The following is a 19,130-nucleotide window of genomic DNA, read 5'->3' as shown; positions in this document are numbered from 1 at the left end:
TTTTAACTCAGGAATTATATGAAAGCGACAACCCTCAAGGAAATTGCCAATATATTGGGGATTTCAATAACAACAGTTTCTAAAGCATTAAAGGATTATCCAGACGTTAGTCCCAAAACTAAAAAAGCTGTAATTGAACTGGCAGAAGAACTCAATTTCACACCTAATAGTTTTGCAGTAAACCTTAGGACGAAAGAATCAAAAACCATAGGTTTAATTATTCCTGATGTGGTACATCATTTTTTTTCTAATGTTATACATGGAGTGATAGAAGAAGCTAATAAGTATGGGTATCTCGTCATTATTCTTCAATCGAATGAGTCTTTGGAGCTAGAAAAAAAACAAGTGGCTCTTTTAATCAACAAAAGAGTTGATGGGATTATGATGTCGTTATCTAATGAATCCAATAATGATTTTCATATCAAAGAAGTTGTACGTAAACAAATTCCTTTCGTTCAGTTTGATAAAATTTCTAAATTAATTCAAAGTTCAAAAGTTATTATCAATGATCAAAAGGCCGCTATGGAAGCTGTTCAGCATTTAATTGATAAAGGATGCAAAAAAATAGCACATATCCGAGGGCCAGAAAACCCTCAAAATTCTATTGATCGCTTTCTAGGGTATAAAAAAACTTTGGAAAAAAATGGAATTCCTTATGATTCCAAATTAATTTATACTTGCAAAAAAGTGACTTTCGAAGAAGGAATTGAATTTGCTAAACAAATTGTTGAAGATCATCCAGATGTCGATGGAATTTTTGCAATCACAGATTTGGTTGCTGTCGGTGTTTTGGCCTATTTTAATGAAAAAGGTATTCAAGTCCCTAATAAAATTGCTGTAATTGGTTTTAGTAATTGGTTTATGTCTCAAGTAATGACCCCAAAATTAAGCACTGTGGATCAACCTAGTTATGAAATGGGAGTTGCAGCGTTTACTTTATTGCTCGAAGAATTGCACTGTCGTAAAGAAGGTAAGATATTTACACCAAGAACAATTGAACTAGGTACAAATGTAATAGCTAGAGAATCGAGTTTAAAGACAAATTAATTTCATCCTAATAATTATTGTAAACAAAAATCCCATTTCAAATATTTGAAATGGGATTTGATAGTATTAGGTTTAGAATTAATTATCCTAAAGCAGCTCTTTTGAAACCTGTAACAATAAGATCTTTATCTAAAGATTTCACATAAGTAGCAACGCTCATTTTGTTGTCTTTGATATAATCTTGGTTTACCAATGTGTTGTCTTTAAAGAAACGAGCTAGTTTACCTTTAGCGATATTGTCTAGCATAGCTTCTGGTTTTCCTTCTTGACGAAGAACATCTTTTGCAATTTCAATTTCTTTAGCAATTGTATCAGCATCAACTCCAGCTTCGTTCAAAGCAATTGGCGACATTGCTGCAGCTTGCATAGCTACATTTCTTGATACTTCATCAGCACCTGCAATGTTAGCAGACAAGGCAACCAAAGTAGCAATTTTGTTTCCAGCGTGAATGTACGAACCAACGAAAGCACCTTCTAATTTTTCGAAAGAACGAATTTCAATTTTTTCTCCAATAACTCCAGTTTGCTCAATTAATTTTTCGGCAACTGTGATTCCACCAAAATCAGTAGCTAAAAAAGCTTCTTTGGTTTCAAAATTTAATGCTAAATCAGCTAAGTCTTGAGCTAGTTTAACGAATGATTCGTTTTTACCTACGAAGTCAGTTTCACAGTTAAGAGAAACAATAACTCCAGCGGTTTTATCTGCGTTTACAACAGCAATAACAGCTCCTTCTGTAGATTCTCTATCAGCACGATTTGAGGCTACTTTTTGTCCTTTTTTACGAAGGTTCTCGATAGCTAAATCGAAATCTCCATCAGATTCTACAAGTGCTTTTTTGCAGTCCATCATTCCTGCACCTGTGATTGTTCTTAATTTATTTACGTCTGCAGCAGTAATTGTTGCCATAATTTTATAATTTAAAAGATTAAAAGACTGAAGAATTTAAAGATTGAATAGGCATTTCAATTGTTATGAATGCACTAATTTTTTAATCTTTAAATTTTTCAATCTTTAAATATGTTTTTATTCTTCAGTTGCAGGAGCTTCCGCTTCAACAGCAGGCTCTGCTACTTCAACTTCAACAGCTGGAGCAACTTCTTCAGCAACAACAGCTACTACTTCTTCAGTAGTTTCAGCTGGAGCGTCACTTTCTTTATCAGAAGTTCTATTAGCAAGACCGTCGATTATTGCGGCAGTTACCAAAGTTAAAATTTTGTCAATTGATTTAGAAGCATCATCATTTGCAGGGATTACATATTCTACCTCTCTTGGGTCAGAATTGGTATCTACCATTGCAAAAACTGGAATGTTTAATTTTTGAGCTTCTTTTATTGCGATGTGTTCAGCTTTGATATCTACTACGAACAATGCTGCAGGAAGTCTAGACATATCTGCGATTGAACCTAAGTTTTTCTCTAATTTAGCACGAAGACGATCTACTTGTAAACGCTCTTTTTTAGAAAGAGTCATGAATGTTCCGTCTTTCTTCATTTTATCAATTGTAGCCATTTTTTTGACAGCTTTACGGATAGTTACGAAGTTAGTCAACATTCCACCAGGCCATCTTTCAGTGATGTATGGCATGTTACAAGCTGCTGCTTTATCTGCAACGATGTCTTTTGCTTGTTTTTTGGTAGCTACAAATAATATTTTTCTACCTGATGCTGCAATTTTTTTCAAAGCTTCGTTAGCTTCTTCAATTTTTGCTGCAGTTTTATATAGATTGATAATGTGAATTCCATTACGTTCCATATAAATGTACGGAGCCATATTTGGATCCCATTTTCTAGTCATGTGTCCGAAGTGAACACCTGCTTCTAGTAATTCTTTTACTTCTACTTTGTTTGACATTTTTTGTTTAGTTTACGTTCTGTTGATTAGCAATGTGTTTTTTTGGTTTGTTGTTTGTTGTTTGTTGTTTGTTGTTTCATCTCGAAACCATAAACTATAAACCATAAACTATAAACTTTTCAACCCATTTAGATGCTAAACTAATTTCCCAACGCATTGGGACAACAACAACATTGTTTTTAAATTTTATTATCAATATGTCTTGTACGAATTGCACAAGACAGGCAATATTAACGTTTAGAGAATTGGAATCTCTTACGAGCTTTTTTCTGACCGAATTTTTTACGCTCAACCATTCTTGGGTCTCTTGTCAATAAACCTTCTGGTTTTAAGATAGCTCTGTTTCCCTCGCCAACTTCACACATTACTCTAGCTAAAGCCATTCTTACAGCTTCTGCTTCACCAGTTGAACCTCCTCCGTAAACGTTTACTTTTACATCAAAGTTGTTTACATTTTCAGTCATAGACATTGGTTGCATCACTTTGTATTGTAAAGTAGCAGTTGGGAAATAAGTTGCGAATGGTTTTTTGTTTACAGTGATAACTCCTGTTCCTTCTGAAACATATACACGTGCAACAGCGGTTTTTCTTCTACCGATTTTGTGAATTACTCCCATTACTTAAGATCGTTTAGGTTAACAGTTCTAGGTTTTTGAGCTCCTTGTTTGTGCTCTGATCCTACAACAACATTTAAATTTCTGAAAAGTTCAGCTCCTAATTTGTTTTTAGGTAACATTCCTTTTACTGCTTTTTCTACTAATAATGCAGGGTTTTTTGCCTGTAATACTTTAGCAGTTAAAGTTCTTTGTCCTCCAGGATAACCAGTGTGACGAACGTATGTTTTTTCGTCTAGTTTGTTACCTGTAAGGTTAATTTTTTCTGAGTTGATAACAATTACGTTATCTCCACAGTCCACGTGTGGTGTATAACTTGGCTTGTACTTACCTCTAAGGATCATAGCGACCTTTGATGCAAGACGACCTAAGTTATGACCGTCAGCGTCTACCACAATCCATTCTTTGGATACGGTTGCTTTGCTTGCTGATACTGTTTTGTAGCTTAATGCGTTCACAATAATTTATTTTAATTAAACATTCCATTCCCAATAAAGGGAGTGCAAAAGTACAATTATTTTTTTGAAATGCAAATTGTCGCAAAAGTTTATTTTATTCTGATTATCAGCATATAAAGGGAGTGGTTTTATTCCCTTTTTTATTTTGTTTTCTTTTTATAAATAGTTTCTGTTTTCTGTCCATTTTTTTTTTAATAGAGTAGGACTCAAATTATTTTATTTTTGACGTCATTCTTGATGATTTGTTTTATTTTTGATTTGAATTAATTCTATTGTATATGAAATGTTCTAAAGCCTTTTTTTACAACTTTGCCCTTTTAGTTATAGGTTTCAACGTTGGATTTGCCCAGGATTTACCCATTGTAAAAACCATTCTATCAGACACGACCAGTTTCTATTACATTAATTTCAAGCAATATCCAGCTTTGCAATCCAATATGCCTATAGGTGTTTTTGATTCCGGCACAGGTGGTCTTACCGTTTTGAATGCCATCGTGACACTAGATTTATACAATAATAAAACGCATCAAAAAGGGGCTGATGGAATTCCTGATTTTTCTTCGGAGGATTTTATTTATTTGGCGGATCAAGCTAATATGCCTTACGGGAATTATGCAGCAATGAATAAAACGGATTTGCTTAAAGAACATATTATTAAGGACGCTCAGTTTTTGTTGGGAAATAAATACTACAATAATAACGAGTTGTTTACCAATAAAAAACAAATTAAGGTTCTAGTCGTGGCTTGTAAAACAGCAACAGCTTATGGTTTAGGCGATATTGAACAATTTCTAAATCAAACGCAAACTAATGTTAAGGTTATTGGGGTGATAAATGCGGGTGTTAAAGGAGCTTTGGCTACTTTCAAAAAATCAGAAAGTGGCAGTATTGGCGTTTTTGCAACTGCTGGAACTGTAGCTTCTAATGGATATACAAATGCGTTGAAAAAATTAATTGTATCTGAAAAATATGAAGGAAATATTCAATTCTATAGCCAAGGGGGAGTTGGTTTAGCAGAAGCTGTTGACGAAGATTTGAATTATATTGACAAAAAAGCGACTCAACCCAGAGACCTATATAAAGGACCAAGTTTAGAACAAAATAATTTAAGCATCAATAAAACTTTATTGAAAATTTATGGTTTTGACTTTTCTAATTACAAAATGTTATGTGATAGTAAGGTTTCGGACCAATGTAGTATTATGCAAATTAACTCGCCTGAAAATTATGTTCGGTATCACTTAGTTTCCTTGCTCGAACAAATGAGAGCAACACCAGATGCACTTCCATTAAAGACTTTGATTTTAGGCTGTACTCATTATCCGTTTTTAACTGAAGAAATTCAGAAAGTTTTGGTTGAATTAAGAAATGTAAAAGTGGATGGAAAATATAGATATAGAAATCTTCTTTCGGAGAACGTGCAATTGATAGATCCATCAGTATTTACAGCCCAAGAAGTGTATAATTATTTAAATCAAGAAAACTTATTAAACGAATTCGATAAAGAAATGCAAGCCGATTTTTATATCAGTATTCCTAATTTGAAAAACGCAGAAGTGATAACCGAGGCTAACGGTCAGCGATTTACCTATGATTATAAATATGGAAGAAATGCAGGTTTAAATCAAGAATACATTCAAACAGTTCCGTTTTCTAGGATCAATATTCCTTTAGAAATAAGCAATCGGTTTCAAAATCAGATTCCGAAAATCTACGAACTCTTATTGAATTCTAACCAAAATAAATTACTTTTTCCCTCCGACAAATGGTAATTTAGATTAGGAACATTGCGTAATTGATTTTAAAAAACAGCATTATGAACTTTATTCTGTTAAATTTTTACGGAATAAAGTTATTTGTTATTATTTTATCATTTAGATAAAGATTCTATTCGGTGGTTTTTTATTACTTTAGCATTTTAAAACTAATTTTATCTTATGAAAGCTAAAGCAACTCTAAAACAAATTGCAAAAGAACTTAATGTTTCTGTTTCTACAGTTTCAAAAGCACTTAACGATAGCCCCGAAATTAGTGAACAAACAAAAACAAGAATCAAGGAATACGCTAAGCTGAAAAATTATAAGCCAAACGTAATTGGTCTGAATCTTAAAAACAGATCAACAAAAACAATTGGTGTTATTATCCCAAATATTTTAAATTCCTTTTTTGCCAAAGTATTTACTGGTATTGAAAAAGTTGCAGAAGAAAAAGGATATAATGTGATTACTTGCATTTCAAATGAATCATTAGAAAAAGAAATTAATACCTTGGAAATGTTGAGCAACGGAACTATAGATGGTTTTATTTTGTCAGTTTCCGAAGAAGCTCAAAAATTACATGAATACAATCATTTCAAAGAAATTATAAATGACGGAACACCAATAGTGATGTTTGATAGAATAGCTGGAGAAGTGGACTGTGACAAAGTTGTGGTTGATGATTTTGATTCAGCACTTAATGCAACTCAGCATTTAATAGACATAGGTTGCAAGAATATTGCATTATTTTCATCTATAGATAATTTAAGCGTTGGGAAGCTAAGAGTTGAAGGTTATCTAAAAGCATTACAAAACAATAATATTCCAATAAATAAAAATTTGATTCTTAGAACGGATTCTGAAGATGATTTAAAAGATAAAATTGAAAGTGTTTTTGAAAACAATACTATTGATGGGATTTTTGCATTAGAAGAAAATGACTCTGTTCTTGCTTTGCGAATAGGACTTAAAAAAGGGTTTGATATTCCCGAAAATCTTTCTATTTTAGGATTTGCAGATGGAATTCTTGCTTCAAGAAGATTATCTCCAAGCTTAACTACTGTAAGTCAACACGGCCCAGAAATTGGCGAAGCAGCCGCAAAATTACTTATCGAAAGATTGGAAAGTAAAGAAGAAAACCTTCCTTTTAGAACTACAATTATCAAAACCGAATTAAGAGAAAGAGAATCTACTAGAAAGTTATAATTCTTTCTTCTTATCGTCTTTCCAAGTAATATAGCCCAAAATGGCATTGAAAAAATAGAATGTATATTTGGCAACATTTGCAATATTCATTAACATTAGATTCTGAATGGCTTTTGTTAAGTTGTAAAATTGCCACATAAACCAATTGTCAGGATACATTCGTGCCGTGTTGAAAGTGCCTCCAAAAGTTAGTCCTGCGGGAATAGTTATGGCAAAAAACAACTTCCAATCGATAGGTTTTTCAGATAAATATTTGAAGGCAATATAATTTAAGACAAAAGAAAAGAAAAAACCTAAAATTATATTTCTATAGAATATAAAATCGATAGAGCGTAATACTTTGCTTTTCTTCCAAGCTTTGAAAACCACATAATTTCCAATAAACGAAACGGGATAGGTTAGAATTGCTCCAGCATTTCCCAATAAATAATCAATAGAACCACTCAGGAAAGTATTGCAAGTGGTAATGAAATTTCCAATATTATTTTTCTTGGTAACCAATCGATTTCCCATCATCGAAAAACTAGTGTTCAGAATAGAAATGTAGCCTAAATAAAAAGCGTATTTCTGATGCTGAAAGGTAAAATTGAAAACCGTTTTATAATATCCTAAAACAATAGATGCAGTAACAACAATGATTAAACCAATAATGTCCAAATAAGTGCTATTGGTTATCGATTTGATAGTTTGTATCGATTTTTCAGAAAGGGAAAGTGAGATCATCTAATTGTGTTTAGGCAAATATAGAAAGATTAATGTCCAATTTCCCTGTTTTTATTTCAATATCAAATTGAACTGTAAATTATTAGAACTACAATAACTATTATAATGATTGGTCTATACTTTCTTTGAATTTTGGCTTTATATAAAAATCCATCTTTTTCGTATTCCCAAGAAAATAAAAACATAAAAACTTCAGCCCAATTTATAAATAAGTGACGAGGATTATAACTAAAGAAATTGGATCGTTTCTTCGCTTTTTTTAAAGCTTCAAATTCAACTTGTCGTTTTTCAAGGTGTTTTGCTTGGTCAATTTGTTTGGTGTCAACTTTTCTATTGTAAAGTTCATCTAATGCTAATTTCAAAGCTCTTTCATTCCATTTTTTTGGTGCGCCAGCAATTGCTAACAATTCTTCTGTTGTTCTGGATTTAATTGGAGGTTTGAAATCTTCGGTCATATTTTTTAAAAATATTTACGTGCTAAAATAGAAATTAGCCAGATAAGAATAATTAAAAAAAGAATTTGATTAATTAATAAATCATACCTATATTTTGATAGTTTATGTTCAGGATAATCAATTTTCCATTTTTTCGAATTTGCAAATTCAGTTAGCATCTTTGGTGTAACTGGAATTCTGTTTACTCTTTTATATGGAGCTTTGAAAAACATACCACCAATGCTTCCCGTTCCTTCTTCATCACAATGGAAATACCACAAGTAGTTTGACATATCTACGTTATATTTTTTATGATATTTTTCAATCAATTCGTGAGAATCATCTCCACTAACTCCACAATCATTGAAAATATCAGTGTAAGATGTGATTGAATCTTCGTAAGTTTCTTCTTTTAAGAATTGAATTATTTCTTCTTCTGTTATCCTACTCATTATTTGTATAAGTTTTATGAGATTCCTACGGAATGACAAAATTGCTCAAACTGAACACTGCTAACTTTTTTAATGCGCTTCCAGCCAATTTTTCCCCATTCCAATTTCAACATCTAGCGGAACATCTAGTATAAAAGCATTTTCCATTTCGTGTTTAATCATCGGTTGAATTTTTTCTAGTTCAGAGTTGTGAACGTCAAACACCAATTCATCGTGAACTTGTAGCAACATCTTCGATTTCCAATTTTCGGAAACTAATTTTTTGTGAATATTAATCATCGCAATCTTGATAATATCAGCGGCTGAACCTTGAATTGGTGCGTTTACCGCATTTCGTTCCGCGCCACTTTTTACCATCATATTAGCAGAATTAATATCTTTCAAATAACGTCGTCTTCCTAAAACCGTTTGGACATAGCCATTTTCTCTGGCAAAATCAACTTGGTTTGACATATAGGATTTTAGTTTTGGATACGTTGTATAATAGGCTTCAATCAATTCCGCTGCTTCTTTCCTAGATAGAGAGGTTTGATTAGAAAGTCCAAAAGCAGAAACCCCATAAATAATCCCGAAATTCACGGTTTTAGCATTGCTACGTTGTTCTTTAGTCACTTCTTCTAATGGCACATTGAATACTTTTGCGGCAGTACTTCTGTGAATGTCTTCGTTATTTTGGAACGCTTTAATCATATTTTCTTCGCCAGACAAAGCAGCAATAATTCGCAGTTCTATTTGTGAATAATCCGCAGAAACCAAGGTGTAATTTTCATCACGAGCAATAAATGCTTTTCGGATTAATCTTCCTCTTTCAGTGCGAATTGGAATGTTTTGCAAGTTCGGATTATTAGAACTCAAACGCCCTGTAGCGGCAACAGTTTGCATATAATCGGTGTGAACACGACCCGTTTTAGCATCCACTTGATTCGGCAACGCATCAATATAAGTACTTTGTAATTTGACCATTTGTCGCCATTCGAGAATGTCGCGAACAATTTCGTTGTCATTCGCTAGATAAGATAAAATTTCTTCGCCAGTGGCATATTGACCGGTTTTGGTTTTCTTTTGTTTCGCTCCGCCAATTTTCAATTTGTCAAATAAAATGTCGCCGAGTTGTTTAGGCGAAGCTAAATTGAATTTCTCGCCTGCGGTTTCGTATATTTTTTGTTCCAATGCGTTGCTTTCGGCAGCCATTTCAACTGACATCGATTTAAGGAATGGGACATCTAGATTAATTCCTTCCAATTCCATTGCTGCTAAAACGGGAATCAACGGAATTTCGATTTCATCAAATAATTTTTTGGTTTCGGCTTTGTCAAGTATTGGGCTGAAATTTTGTTTCAATTGGAAAGTAATATCGGCATCTTCGGCGGCATATTCTTTGATTTCTTCCAAAACCACATCGCGCATCGATTTTTGATTCTTTCCTTTTTTACCAATCAAATCTTCAATTGATTTTGGCGAATATTTCAAGTAAGTTTCGCTTAAAACATCCATATTGTGACGCATATCGGGATTAATCAAATAATGCGCAATCATTGTGTCGAACAATTTCCCTTTGATTTGAACTCCGTAATGCGACAAGATTTTCAAATCGTATTTGATGTTTTGACCAATTTTTTCAATCGTTTCACTTTCAAAAAAAGGTTTGAATTTGTCTGCCAAAACTTGTGCTTCTTCTTGATTTTCTGGAAAAGGAACGTAGAATGCTTTTCCTTTTTCGAAAGAAAATGACATTCCTACGAGTTCCGCATTCAAAGCGTCAATTCCAGTGGTTTCAGTATCAAAACAAACTGAAGTTTGGTTCATCAAGTTTTGCAAAAGCAATTTCACGGCAAAATCTCCTTGAATACTTTGGTAAAAATGCTCGGTGTTTTCTAGTGTTGCATAATGCGAACTCGATTTTACTTCGCCACTTTCTTCATCCGAAAAACCGAATAAATCAAATTGATCTTCATTCGTTTTTTTGGCAGGAGTTTTTTTGGTTGGTTCTGGTATTTCGCTGTGAGTTCCATTTCCATTCGTGTCAATTTCGTCGTATTCTTTTCCGGTGCCAAAATATTTGTCGAACTGGGCTTTCATCTGGCGAAATTCCAATTCTTGAAATAATTCATCCGTTTTTTCAACATCAGGTTTTGAGAGTTCGTAGTCTTCGGCATTGAAAGTTACTGGGCAATCCAGCAGAATGGCAGCCAATTTTTTGGACAATAAACCCAATTCGGCATTGGCTTCGATTTTGTCTTTTATGGCTCCTTTCAATTGATGTGTGTTAGCCAATAAATTTTCCATTGAACCGTATTCTTTCAAGAATTTCTTGGCTGTCTTTTCTCCAACACCAGGCAATCCAGGAATATTATCGGCAGCGTCGCCCATCATTCCCAAGTAATCAATTACTTGCTCCGGACGGTCGATTTCGAAACGAGCTAGAACTTCTGGGATTCCCCAAATCTCGATGTCATTGCCCATTCGAGCGGGTTTGTACATAAAAATATTTTCGGAAACCAATTGGGCAAAATCTTTATCAGGAGTCACCATATAGACTTTGAAATTTTCTTTTTCTGCTTGTTTGGCTAAAGTTCCTATTAAATCATCTGCTTCAAAACCAGCAACTTCTATAATAGGAATGTGCATTGCCCTCAATAATTGTTGAATATATGGAACCGAAATTTTTATGGCTTCAGGAGTTTCATCGCGATGCGCTTTGTATTCTTGGTACATTTCGTAGCGATAGGTGCTTCCACCTTTATCGAAAGCTACAGCTAAATGATCTGGTTTTTCGCGTTTGATAACATCCATCAAAGCATTCATAAATCCCATAATGGCGGAAGTATCCATTCCTTTAGAATTGATTCTTGGGTTTTTAATAAAAGCAAAATAACCACGAAAGATTAAAGCATAAGCATCGAGAAGGTAAAGGCGTTTTTGTGACATTGAAATAAATTTTTAGAAGAATGTAAAAATATAAAAACTTATCTTTATAACTTGTTTGTTTTTTGTAAATAGTAAAAAATATGATGGTAGAAAGAAGTAAAAAGGCAAGTCCTAAAAAATTGAAAAGAATAACATTGGAACTGGATGAAAATGAGCAATTATATATTGATTTAAAAGACAATTACTTACCTTTAGAATTATACAAATATTATGAGATTAATGATAATTCAGTAAATTCATTTGAAAATACATCAATTTATATCTCTCATCCTAATCAATTAAATGATACTATGGAAGGGAATTTGAAATTGTGGGATTTTTGCAATTTATTTAAAATGATGAAAGAAGATGGGAGAGAATTTAATGAGTTGAAGGAGAAAAATAATTTTTGTAATGAATACTATGAGAAATATTTTGAATATAGAGGGGTTTTCTGTCTGACAAAAAAATATCAAAATAATTTGTTTTGGCCTCATTATACTAATGAAAGAGGGTTTTGTATTGAGTTTGATAGTGATATTATGATAAAAAGTATTACAGAAAATAACGTACATATCGAATCAAAATATGTTTATCCAATTTCTTATGAAAATCTAAATAAGATTGATTTGCTAGAGCATTGTTCCTATAAAATTTCAGGTGTGTATAGAGAATTTAATTCAAATATTCCCTCTATGTACACAATTGCAATTAAAGATAAATTATGGGAGTACGAAGATGAATGGAGAATTATTGCCAAATCAAATGTGCCATTAAAAGACAAGTCATTTCGAAAATTAAAATATGATGCGAAATCAATCTCTAGAATTTTTTTAGCAGAAAAATTTTTCTCGGAAGATAGGTTTATATGTAGTAATGAATATTCAAAAGTTAAAAAATTTACTTTTAAAAAAGAACATTATGAATATAAAAATTTGTTAGTTTTTATTGATGAAATACTTAAGAAATATAATGATAAAATTTATATAATTGGCCGAATAGAAAAGGGAGATATTATTGAAAAAGATATTGAATTTCAAATTGTAATTAAAAGGTTTGATATTCATTCGGTTGAAGTTGAGTTCAAGAAAGTGTCATACTAAACTAAATTTTCTTTCGAATTGATTCTTGGGTTTTTAATAAAGGCAAAATATCCACGAAAGATTAAAGCATAAGCATCGAGCAGAAAAAGGCGTTTTTGTGACATTGATAATGTTTTGATTCAAAAACAAAGGTAAAGTTTTATTTTAAAAAAAAGAGCTCCAAAAAAGTGGAGCTCGTGTAGAATACAACTAAAATATTATTTTTATTTTTTTATGAATTTCTGATTAGTAATTTTACCTTCTTTGTCGGCTATTTTAATTAAATAAATACCATTTTGAAGATTGATAACTGAAAATATGTTTTGTTTGCTTTCCATTACTTTTTTGCCCGTAATGTCGAAAATTTCAGATTTTGCGATATCAAAATTGTCTGACGAAATTATTAAAATATCTTGGACTGGATTTGGGTAAATGTTGAATGAATTTGCATCAAAATTTGCCGTTTTTAATGTTTGGCAACTAATTGCTGTAAATGTATTGTTTTGTACATTGGTTCCATCACCTAACTGTCCGAACAGGTTATCTCCGGCAGTATATAAAGTTCCATTGGTTTTTAAGGCAACACTGTGAGATTGTCCACCTTCTGCTTTTAGCCAATCAGTGTCCGTTCCCAGCATTGTAAAAATATTTCTCCCACTGTTTGTACCATCGCCCAATTCTCCATAATAATTAAAACCTGTTTCGAAAAGATTTCCATTTGTATTAATGGCAAAAGAAACATTACTTCCAGCCCCAACACTATTCCAATTTGTATTTGTTCCAATCATTGTAGGGATAAGTCTGTCAGTAAAACTTGAATCTCCTAATTGTCCAATTGCATTATAACCCCAAACCCATAAAGTTCCATCCATTTTAACGGCAACACTGTGACTATTTCCAGCGGCAATATCTTTCCAGTTGGTATCAGTTCCAATTTGAATAGGTATATTGCTATTTGTAGTTGATCCGTTACCTAATTGTCCAGAACCATTATTCCCCCAAGCCCATAAAGTTCCATCCATTTTAATGGCAAGGTTGAAATAAAATCCTGAATTTATTTTCGCCCAATTAGTGTCAGTTCCTATCTGAGTTGGTGAGGTTCTGGTATCAAGAGTGCCATCGCCTAATTGTCCTGATGTGTTATCTCCCCACGCCCATAGCGTGCCATCTGTTTTTAAACCAATTGTATGCCTATTTCCTCCACTAATTGTTAGCCAATTAGAATCTATTCCTATTTGAGTAGGAGTATTTGAACTCGAAAATGTACCATTCCCTAATTGTCCAAAAAAATTATCTCCCCAAGCCCATAATGTACCATCTGTTTTTATAGCTAAACAACTATAAATTTCAGCTGATACCGTTGCCCAATTTGTGTCTGTACCCACTTGAACAACTGTATTTCTGTTTACGGTTGTTTCATCACCTAATTGATGATAGTCATTTTTCCCCCAAGCCCACATTGTACCATCGTCCTTAATGGCAAATGTGCCTTGAGAATTTGTTGAATTTACTGAATTCCAACACTGTGCATTCGAAATTATTCCGCAGAATAAAAATAATAAGGTAATTTTTTTCATTAATTTAGTGATTTATAATTATTTTTTGGGTTGAAATTAAATTGTATTCGTCTTGTATTTTAACTAAATACACTCCTGAAGCTAAGTTTGAAACATTAATTTGTTTATTAGACGTAGTAATTATTTTATTACCTTGAAGGTTATATATTTCAATCGACTTTATTTCTAAATTACTTGAAATATTTAGTAAGTTTTGAACTGGATTTGGGTAGAAACGGAATGAAATCGCATCAAAATTTGTTGTTTTTAATGAAGGACAACTAACTTGTGTAAACGTATTGTTTTGTACGAAAGTACCATCTCCTAATTGTCCAGATGAATTATCACCAGCCGTATATAATGTACTATTATTTTTTATGGCTATTGAAAACGAAAGACCTCCTTCAACTTTTGCCCAATTCGTATCAGAACCAATCGCAGTGAAACTAAATAAGTTAGGTTGTGTTAAACTGACTCCAGATTGCCCAAAAATATTACTCCCTACTGCAAAAACATTTCCACTTACCAAAGCAAATGAAGTTGCTCCTCCTGCACCAACATTTGTCCAATTAGTTTGAGTTCCAATTAATGTTGGAATTAATTTATCGACATTTGTTCCGTCACCTAGTTGATAAGAAGAATTTAATCCCCAGGTCCAAATTGTACCATTTGTTTTTAATGCAATAACATGAAAACTTCCTGTATCAGTAGTACTCCAGTTAGTATCTGTTCCTATTTGAGTTGGCGTATTTCTATTTGTAGTATTTCCTTGACCAAGTTGTCCTCGTAAATTTATTCCCCAAGACCAAATTGTGCCATCTGTTTTTATTGCAATGGAAAAATTTTCTCCTGTTTTTATTTTTGTCCAGTTAGTATCTGTTCCAATTTGTACTGGAGTATTTTTTTTAACCAAAGTTCCGTCACCTAATTGACCAGCACCATTGTTCCCCCAAGCCCATAAGGTTCCATTTGTTTTTAATGCCAAAGTATGATCTTTTCCTGAACTTATAGTTTGCCAGTCAGTATCGCTACCAATTTGTGCTGGAGTTGTAGAATCTACATAATTACCATTGCCTAATTGTCCCCAATTATTGACTCCCCACGACCAAAGTGTACCATCAGTTTTTAAAGCTATAACGTGACCAATTCCTGTAACAACTGAACTCCAATTTGTATCTGTCCCAATTTGTGTTGGAGTATTTTTGCTAGTTGTAGTTCCATCGCATAGTTGCCCTTTGGCATTGTCACCCCAACCCCATAATGTGCCATCGTTTTGAACTCCAAAAACACTGTTTGAGTTTTTTGAACTTACTACGCTCCAACATTGGGCATTTATAGTAGTATTGCAAAGAATTAAGAATAAAAATAGTAATTGTTTTTTCATAATATTTGATTTTAATTAACATTAGTAAATATACAAACTGCTGATATACAAATAAATGAATGGTTATTTTATTTAGTGAAGGTCAAAAAAACAAGGGTAAAGAGTTGTTTTTTGTTGGTGAACGGAAAATATAGTATGCCTATTTTATATTTCGAATCGGATTCTTTTTAGTAATCGCGTTGAATTTTTATCAAAAAAAAGCCTTCCGTGTAAAAAAACATCGTTTCTACACAAAAAAACATCGTTTTTTTCTAATTTTAAAATAGTGGCTTTTGTCTTTAAAATAGCATCAAATTCGTTTAAATTCTGATGCTCTATTTCGGTTAATTTTTCGCTATAACTTTCAATCACAAAACGATTATAGGATATTTTGTATCCGTAAGTTGTTTTTTGAAGTATGGTTTTTTTGATGTGTCTAAATTGGAAAGTATGGTTTAGTAAAAACTGTAAAAGGTTGTCTGGTAAAGCTTCTATTATTGTTTGTAAATTACAAAAAATTGTTTCGCCACCTTTTTGAGCTGGTTTTAAACAGAATAAACTAATACAATTTGGAATTTCTATAAAATCAGAGCAATCTGTATGGCAAGAAAAGTCTAAATTTGAATTGGCATAGGAATTAAAAAAGCTATTTTTTTTACTAACTTTTACATCAAAAACCTCCTTAGAATTAAAGTTTCTTTTTTCTTGTATAGGTTTTCCAATTTTGTTTATGAATGAAATATATGCTTCTTCATTGTTTGCTGGAGCAAAATTTTTTACCAAAACAGGAATAGTGCCAATAGTTAAATGTTTATTAACTTTTGGTGCTAAGTAGCGAGAAAGATATAATGTCGCAATTATTAAAAAGAGTTTTTGCCACCGATTAGAAGGATTAAAAAGATTTTTAAGCTAATTAACGAATTAATCTGTGCTAATCTGTGAAATCTGTGAAATCTGTGGCAAAGGAATTCATTAAAATACGACATTAAATTTTAGCTATTACTTATTTCCGAAAGGTTTGTATAGCTTATATTAATCCACTTTTCCACCGCCTTCAACTATTAAAGTAATAGTGTTGCCATTACAAATTGGGATTTCATTTAAACACAATTTAAAATCTTCAATTTGATTATCACCATAAAAAATGAGATATTCATAAGTAACGTTTATAGAATGACGATGTGGTGGAACTCCTGCTTGAATGGTATAAGTTGCTGTTTTTCCAATAGCTACGTGAAAAAGCTGAATTAATTGCAAAAAATTAGCATCTTCTTGTATTTGAATTTTTGCTAATCCTGTCCCTAAATCTCCTTGATAATTTATTGCTATTTCCATTTTTATTATTGTTTTTGTACCCAAGCTTTGCCTTCATAAAAAGGATATGTTTTTGTGTGTTTTGCCTCTATGAAAACGTTTCCTTTGTAATCTAAATAACCCATTTTCCCATCTATTGATTTATAAGGTAAGATGGAATGAAAATTTCGACTTAAAATGTATTGTACTAGTTCTTTTGTAAATACTTCATTCTCTTTGTTAATATAGAAACGCTTTTCATCTTTCTCACAAACAAAATAGCCATCTTTATTGGTCACAGCTGTAGTTAAAACTATGCACTTTAGTGCATTTTTCCTTTCAGGTTCTAAAAAATTTTACCGCAAATTCGCAGATTATTTATACGGATTTGGTTTTTAATTTGCGAATCTGCGGTTGAATTATTTTTACTCTTAAAACTTTGCAGACTTTTGGTCTGCTAAATAAATATTTGAATAGTCAAATGGAATAATTGTTTTTACCAATTGTATTTATTACCCCATACTTATCATTCATTTTTGCAATTGAGAAACCATTTAAAAAAGAATTAGCATTTGTATAAATAGGTTTAATCACCCATTGATTTTCACGATTGAAGTAACCGAAACCTATTCTGTTAGGTTTTGTATATGCTCTCGATAAATCGTTTTCAAAATTATCCATATTTGTGCTTAATTTTGGAATAAAAGTTGGTTTTCCAGGTGTGTCAATTAAACAAATTTTTCCGTTTAATTTTACTCGGCATTCCCCATTTTTAAAATTTGAAAAACCAGCTTGCTTAAATTGATGTGGAATGACTAATTTTCCATTTTTGTCATAAAAACCATAATTTTCAGTTGTGCTATTTGCTAAAGATAAGCATACTAAACCTTCTGAAAAAGCAGGGCTTCCAATAAATTCGCAAGGTAAGACTTCAATTCCAGACGTATTGATAAAACCCATTTTATCATCTTGATACACGGCACACATTCCTTCAATAAACTGACCAACCTTAGAGTATTCATTTGTTTGAATACGTTCGCCAAAAGTATCTAATAGCATTTCTTGATTTTCGATTGTTGCCCAAGTAACGCCATCAGAAAACGACAATACTTTATCATATTTTGGTTCAATGATGGTGTTTCCTTTTTCATCTATAAATCCCCATTTCCATTCGTTACCCATTTGTTTTTTATAAGCACAACGATTGTTTGAAAAGGCATAAACAAATTCAGCATCAATTTTGAAAAGTTCTTTTCCAAAATCGTCTATGCAAGTAAATGTTTTTTGAGCAAAAACAGAGATGCTTAAAATTAAAAAAAGTGGTAGCAATAGAGATTTTAGTTTCATAATGTTCCTGAAAGTAGTATTACTTTTTTTCTAAAACAAACTCTTGGTCGCTTCCTTTTAATTTTACAATTAAGTTACTGCCTTCAAAAGAATAGGTATAATCCATTTTCATACTTCCGTTGTCCCACGTAAAAGTCGAATCAGTAATTTCAGATTTTGCTTTATTATCGAATCCGTCTTTAGAAAATGTTAAACTTTCTTTTTCAAAAAGATATTGTGTGCCAATATTCAAATCGTCAAGCGAACCATTTGCTTTTACGATTTCCCAAGTTCCAATGATTCTTTCGCTATTTTTTTTGTTTTCGCAAGCAGTTGCAATAAACACGAATGCTATAAATAAGTATTTTAAATTTCTCATTTTATATTGATTTTTAAGTTGTTGAAATGTGTTATTGTACTCCAGGAAAACTATCTACAAATTTTATTTTAAAATCTCCAAAACTGTTCACCAGCTGAATTTTATAATCGGCGAAACTATCTACAATTTCCCATTTACCAGCTGCATCTGCAAAGCAATCTACTTTTTGCACGTGTAAATCGGCAAAACTATCTACGACTTCTACTTTATAATCGGCAAAATTATCTACCAATTGAATTTTTCCATAAATATCGGCTACATTCATAATTATTATTTTTAAGTTAAAAATTGAGTTTAATTTTAGGTGTTTTTATTCCTTTTTTTGCTTCTTTAATTTTATTTAAAGCTTTAGAATTTGAATGTTCTTTAGGTTGATTGTTGTTTTCCTCTTTAATTTCATTTGTGTTATTTTGAATTTCGGAGGTTTCATTTTTCTTAATTTCGCTTGTATTTGAAACTTTGCGACAATTTTTTTCTCCAGCTAATTTGCATTTTTCAATTTTTTCTTGCGTTGGATAAAATCGAAATGAAATATCAGATATTAAGTACTTTCCGTTAGTTTTATCTAAAGATATTCTACCTATTGTTTCGTTTTCTCTATCCAAAAATTGAATCATATTAGTTTGTTCACTTTTAATAGTTGGATTTTCGCAAAATAAATCTTTATAAAAATCGGCGCCA

The 19,130-nt window shown here is 32.1% G+C and carries 21 protein-coding genes; 4 read left to right on the top strand and 17 right to left on the bottom strand.

The features are described from left to right. Positions 1-18 precede the first annotated feature (18 nt). Positions 19-1,047 carry a LacI family DNA-binding transcriptional regulator gene (locus PHC28_RS02475; protein ID WP_300096404.1) on the top strand — a complete coding sequence of 343 codons (1,029 nt, stop codon included), beginning with the start codon at positions 19-21 and terminating at the stop codon, positions 1,045-1,047. An 82-nt stretch (positions 1,048-1,129) separates the two neighbouring features. Here PHC28_RS02475 and tsf read toward each other — a convergent pair whose 3' ends face one another. The 4 genes from tsf to rplM all read right to left on the bottom strand — a co-directional run bounded on the left by tsf (position 1,130) and on the right by rplM (position 3,971). After that, positions 1,130-1,954 (bottom strand): translation elongation factor Ts, encoded by an 825-nt coding sequence (gene tsf, locus PHC28_RS02470; protein WP_300096403.1) that lies wholly within the window; start codon positions 1,952-1,954, stop codon positions 1,130-1,132. Positions 1,955-2,071: 117 nt separating this feature from the next. After that, positions 2,072-2,899 (bottom strand): 30S ribosomal protein S2, encoded by an 828-nt coding sequence (gene rpsB / locus PHC28_RS02465; protein WP_300096402.1) that lies wholly within the window; start codon positions 2,897-2,899, stop codon positions 2,072-2,074. A 230-nt stretch (positions 2,900-3,129) separates the two neighbouring features. Continuing rightward, positions 3,130-3,516 carry a 30S ribosomal protein S9 gene (gene rpsI / locus PHC28_RS02460; RefSeq protein ID WP_300096401.1) on the bottom strand — a complete coding sequence of 129 codons (387 nt, stop codon included), beginning with the start codon at positions 3,514-3,516 and terminating at the stop codon, positions 3,130-3,132. Continuing rightward, complete coding sequence (gene rplM / locus PHC28_RS02455) at positions 3,516-3,971, bottom strand: 50S ribosomal protein L13 (RefSeq protein ID WP_300096400.1); 456 nt, start codon at positions 3,969-3,971, stop codon at positions 3,516-3,518. Before rplM ends, rpsI begins: the two co-directional genes overlap by 1 nt. A 278-nt stretch (positions 3,972-4,249) precedes the next feature. Here rplM and PHC28_RS02450 point away from each other — a divergent pair, with 278 nt between their 5' ends. Next, entirely contained in the window at positions 4,250-5,743 is a 1,494-nt protein-coding gene (locus tag PHC28_RS02450) for a hypothetical protein (RefSeq protein ID WP_300096399.1), read from the top strand. Positions 5,744-5,908: 165 nt separating this feature from the next. Further along, the gene (locus PHC28_RS02445; protein WP_300096398.1) at positions 5,909-6,934 is read left to right on the top strand and encodes a LacI family DNA-binding transcriptional regulator; all 1,026 of its coding nucleotides are present in this window, start codon (positions 5,909-5,911) and stop codon (positions 6,932-6,934) included. Here PHC28_RS02445 and PHC28_RS02440 read toward each other — a convergent pair. The 4 genes from PHC28_RS02440 to polA all read right to left on the bottom strand — a co-directional run bounded on the left by PHC28_RS02440 (position 6,929) and on the right by polA (position 11,471). Beyond that, positions 6,929-7,657, bottom strand: coding sequence for a nicotinamide mononucleotide transporter family protein (locus PHC28_RS02440; RefSeq protein ID WP_300096397.1), 729 nt, complete (start codon positions 7,655-7,657; stop codon positions 6,929-6,931). The two genes, PHC28_RS02445 and PHC28_RS02440, sit on opposite strands and share 6 nt — an antisense overlap. 62 nt (positions 7,658-7,719) lie before the next feature. Further along, positions 7,720-8,112, bottom strand: coding sequence for a hypothetical protein (locus PHC28_RS02435; RefSeq protein ID WP_300096396.1), 393 nt, complete (start codon positions 8,110-8,112; stop codon positions 7,720-7,722). A 5-nt stretch (positions 8,113-8,117) separates the two neighbouring features. Continuing rightward, the gene (locus PHC28_RS02430; protein ID WP_300096395.1) at positions 8,118-8,543 is read right to left on the bottom strand and encodes a DUF1493 family protein; all 426 of its coding nucleotides are present in this window, start codon (positions 8,541-8,543) and stop codon (positions 8,118-8,120) included. A 69-nt stretch (positions 8,544-8,612) separates the two neighbouring features. Then, positions 8,613-11,471, bottom strand: a complete 2,859-nt coding sequence (polA, locus tag PHC28_RS02425; RefSeq protein WP_300096394.1) for a DNA polymerase I — start codon at positions 11,469-11,471, stop codon at positions 8,613-8,615. A gap of 80 nt (positions 11,472-11,551) precedes the next feature. Here polA and PHC28_RS02420 point away from each other — a divergent pair, with 80 nt between their 5' ends. Continuing rightward, entirely contained in the window at positions 11,552-12,553 is a 1,002-nt protein-coding gene (locus PHC28_RS02420; protein ID WP_300096393.1) for a DUF2971 domain-containing protein, read from the top strand. Positions 12,554-12,756: 203 nt separating this feature from the next. Here PHC28_RS02420 and PHC28_RS02415 read toward each other — a convergent pair whose 3' ends face one another. The 9 genes from PHC28_RS02415 to PHC28_RS02375 form a co-directional block, all read right to left on the bottom strand. Continuing rightward, on the bottom strand, positions 12,757-14,109 hold the full coding sequence (locus PHC28_RS02415; RefSeq protein ID WP_300096392.1) for a T9SS type A sorting domain-containing protein: 1,353 nt from the start codon (positions 14,107-14,109) through the stop codon (positions 12,757-12,759). A gap of 4 nt (positions 14,110-14,113) precedes the next feature. Beyond that, entirely contained in the window at positions 14,114-15,472 is a 1,359-nt protein-coding gene (locus PHC28_RS02410) for a T9SS type A sorting domain-containing protein (RefSeq protein WP_300096391.1), read from the bottom strand. Between the two features lie 144 nt (positions 15,473-15,616). Beyond that, positions 15,617-16,234, bottom strand: a complete 618-nt coding sequence (locus tag PHC28_RS02405) for a TauD/TfdA family dioxygenase (protein WP_300096390.1) — start codon at positions 16,232-16,234, stop codon at positions 15,617-15,619. 249 nt (positions 16,235-16,483) lie between these two features. Then, positions 16,484-16,786 carry a hypothetical protein gene (locus tag PHC28_RS02400; protein WP_300096389.1) on the bottom strand — a complete coding sequence of 101 codons (303 nt, stop codon included), beginning with the start codon at positions 16,784-16,786 and terminating at the stop codon, positions 16,484-16,486. Between the two features lie 5 nt (positions 16,787-16,791). Then, positions 16,792-17,043: a WG repeat-containing protein gene (locus tag PHC28_RS02395; protein ID WP_300096388.1), complete on the bottom strand. Its 252-nt coding sequence runs from the start codon at positions 17,041-17,043 to the stop codon at positions 16,792-16,794. Positions 17,044-17,221: 178 nt separating this feature from the next. Beyond that, the gene (locus PHC28_RS02390) at positions 17,222-18,091 is read right to left on the bottom strand and encodes a WG repeat-containing protein (protein WP_300096387.1); all 870 of its coding nucleotides are present in this window, start codon (positions 18,089-18,091) and stop codon (positions 17,222-17,224) included. A gap of 19 nt (positions 18,092-18,110) precedes the next feature. Continuing rightward, positions 18,111-18,449, bottom strand: coding sequence for a lipocalin family protein (locus PHC28_RS02385; protein WP_300096386.1), 339 nt, complete (start codon positions 18,447-18,449; stop codon positions 18,111-18,113). A gap of 31 nt (positions 18,450-18,480) precedes the next feature. Continuing rightward, positions 18,481-18,714, bottom strand: a complete 234-nt coding sequence (locus tag PHC28_RS02380; protein WP_300096385.1) for a hypothetical protein — start codon at positions 18,712-18,714, stop codon at positions 18,481-18,483. A 16-nt stretch (positions 18,715-18,730) separates the two neighbouring features. Beyond that, the coding region (locus PHC28_RS02375) for a hypothetical protein (protein ID WP_300096384.1) at positions 18,731-19,130 on the bottom strand (400 nt) is incomplete at its 5' end.

The sequence above is a fragment of the Flavobacterium sp. genome (genome assembly GCF_028712645.1).
Taxonomy (GTDB): domain Bacteria; phylum Bacteroidota; class Bacteroidia; order Flavobacteriales; family Flavobacteriaceae; genus Flavobacterium.
Note: the sequence above shows the minus strand (reverse complement) of the source record. Positions and strands in the feature narration are given on the sequence as shown.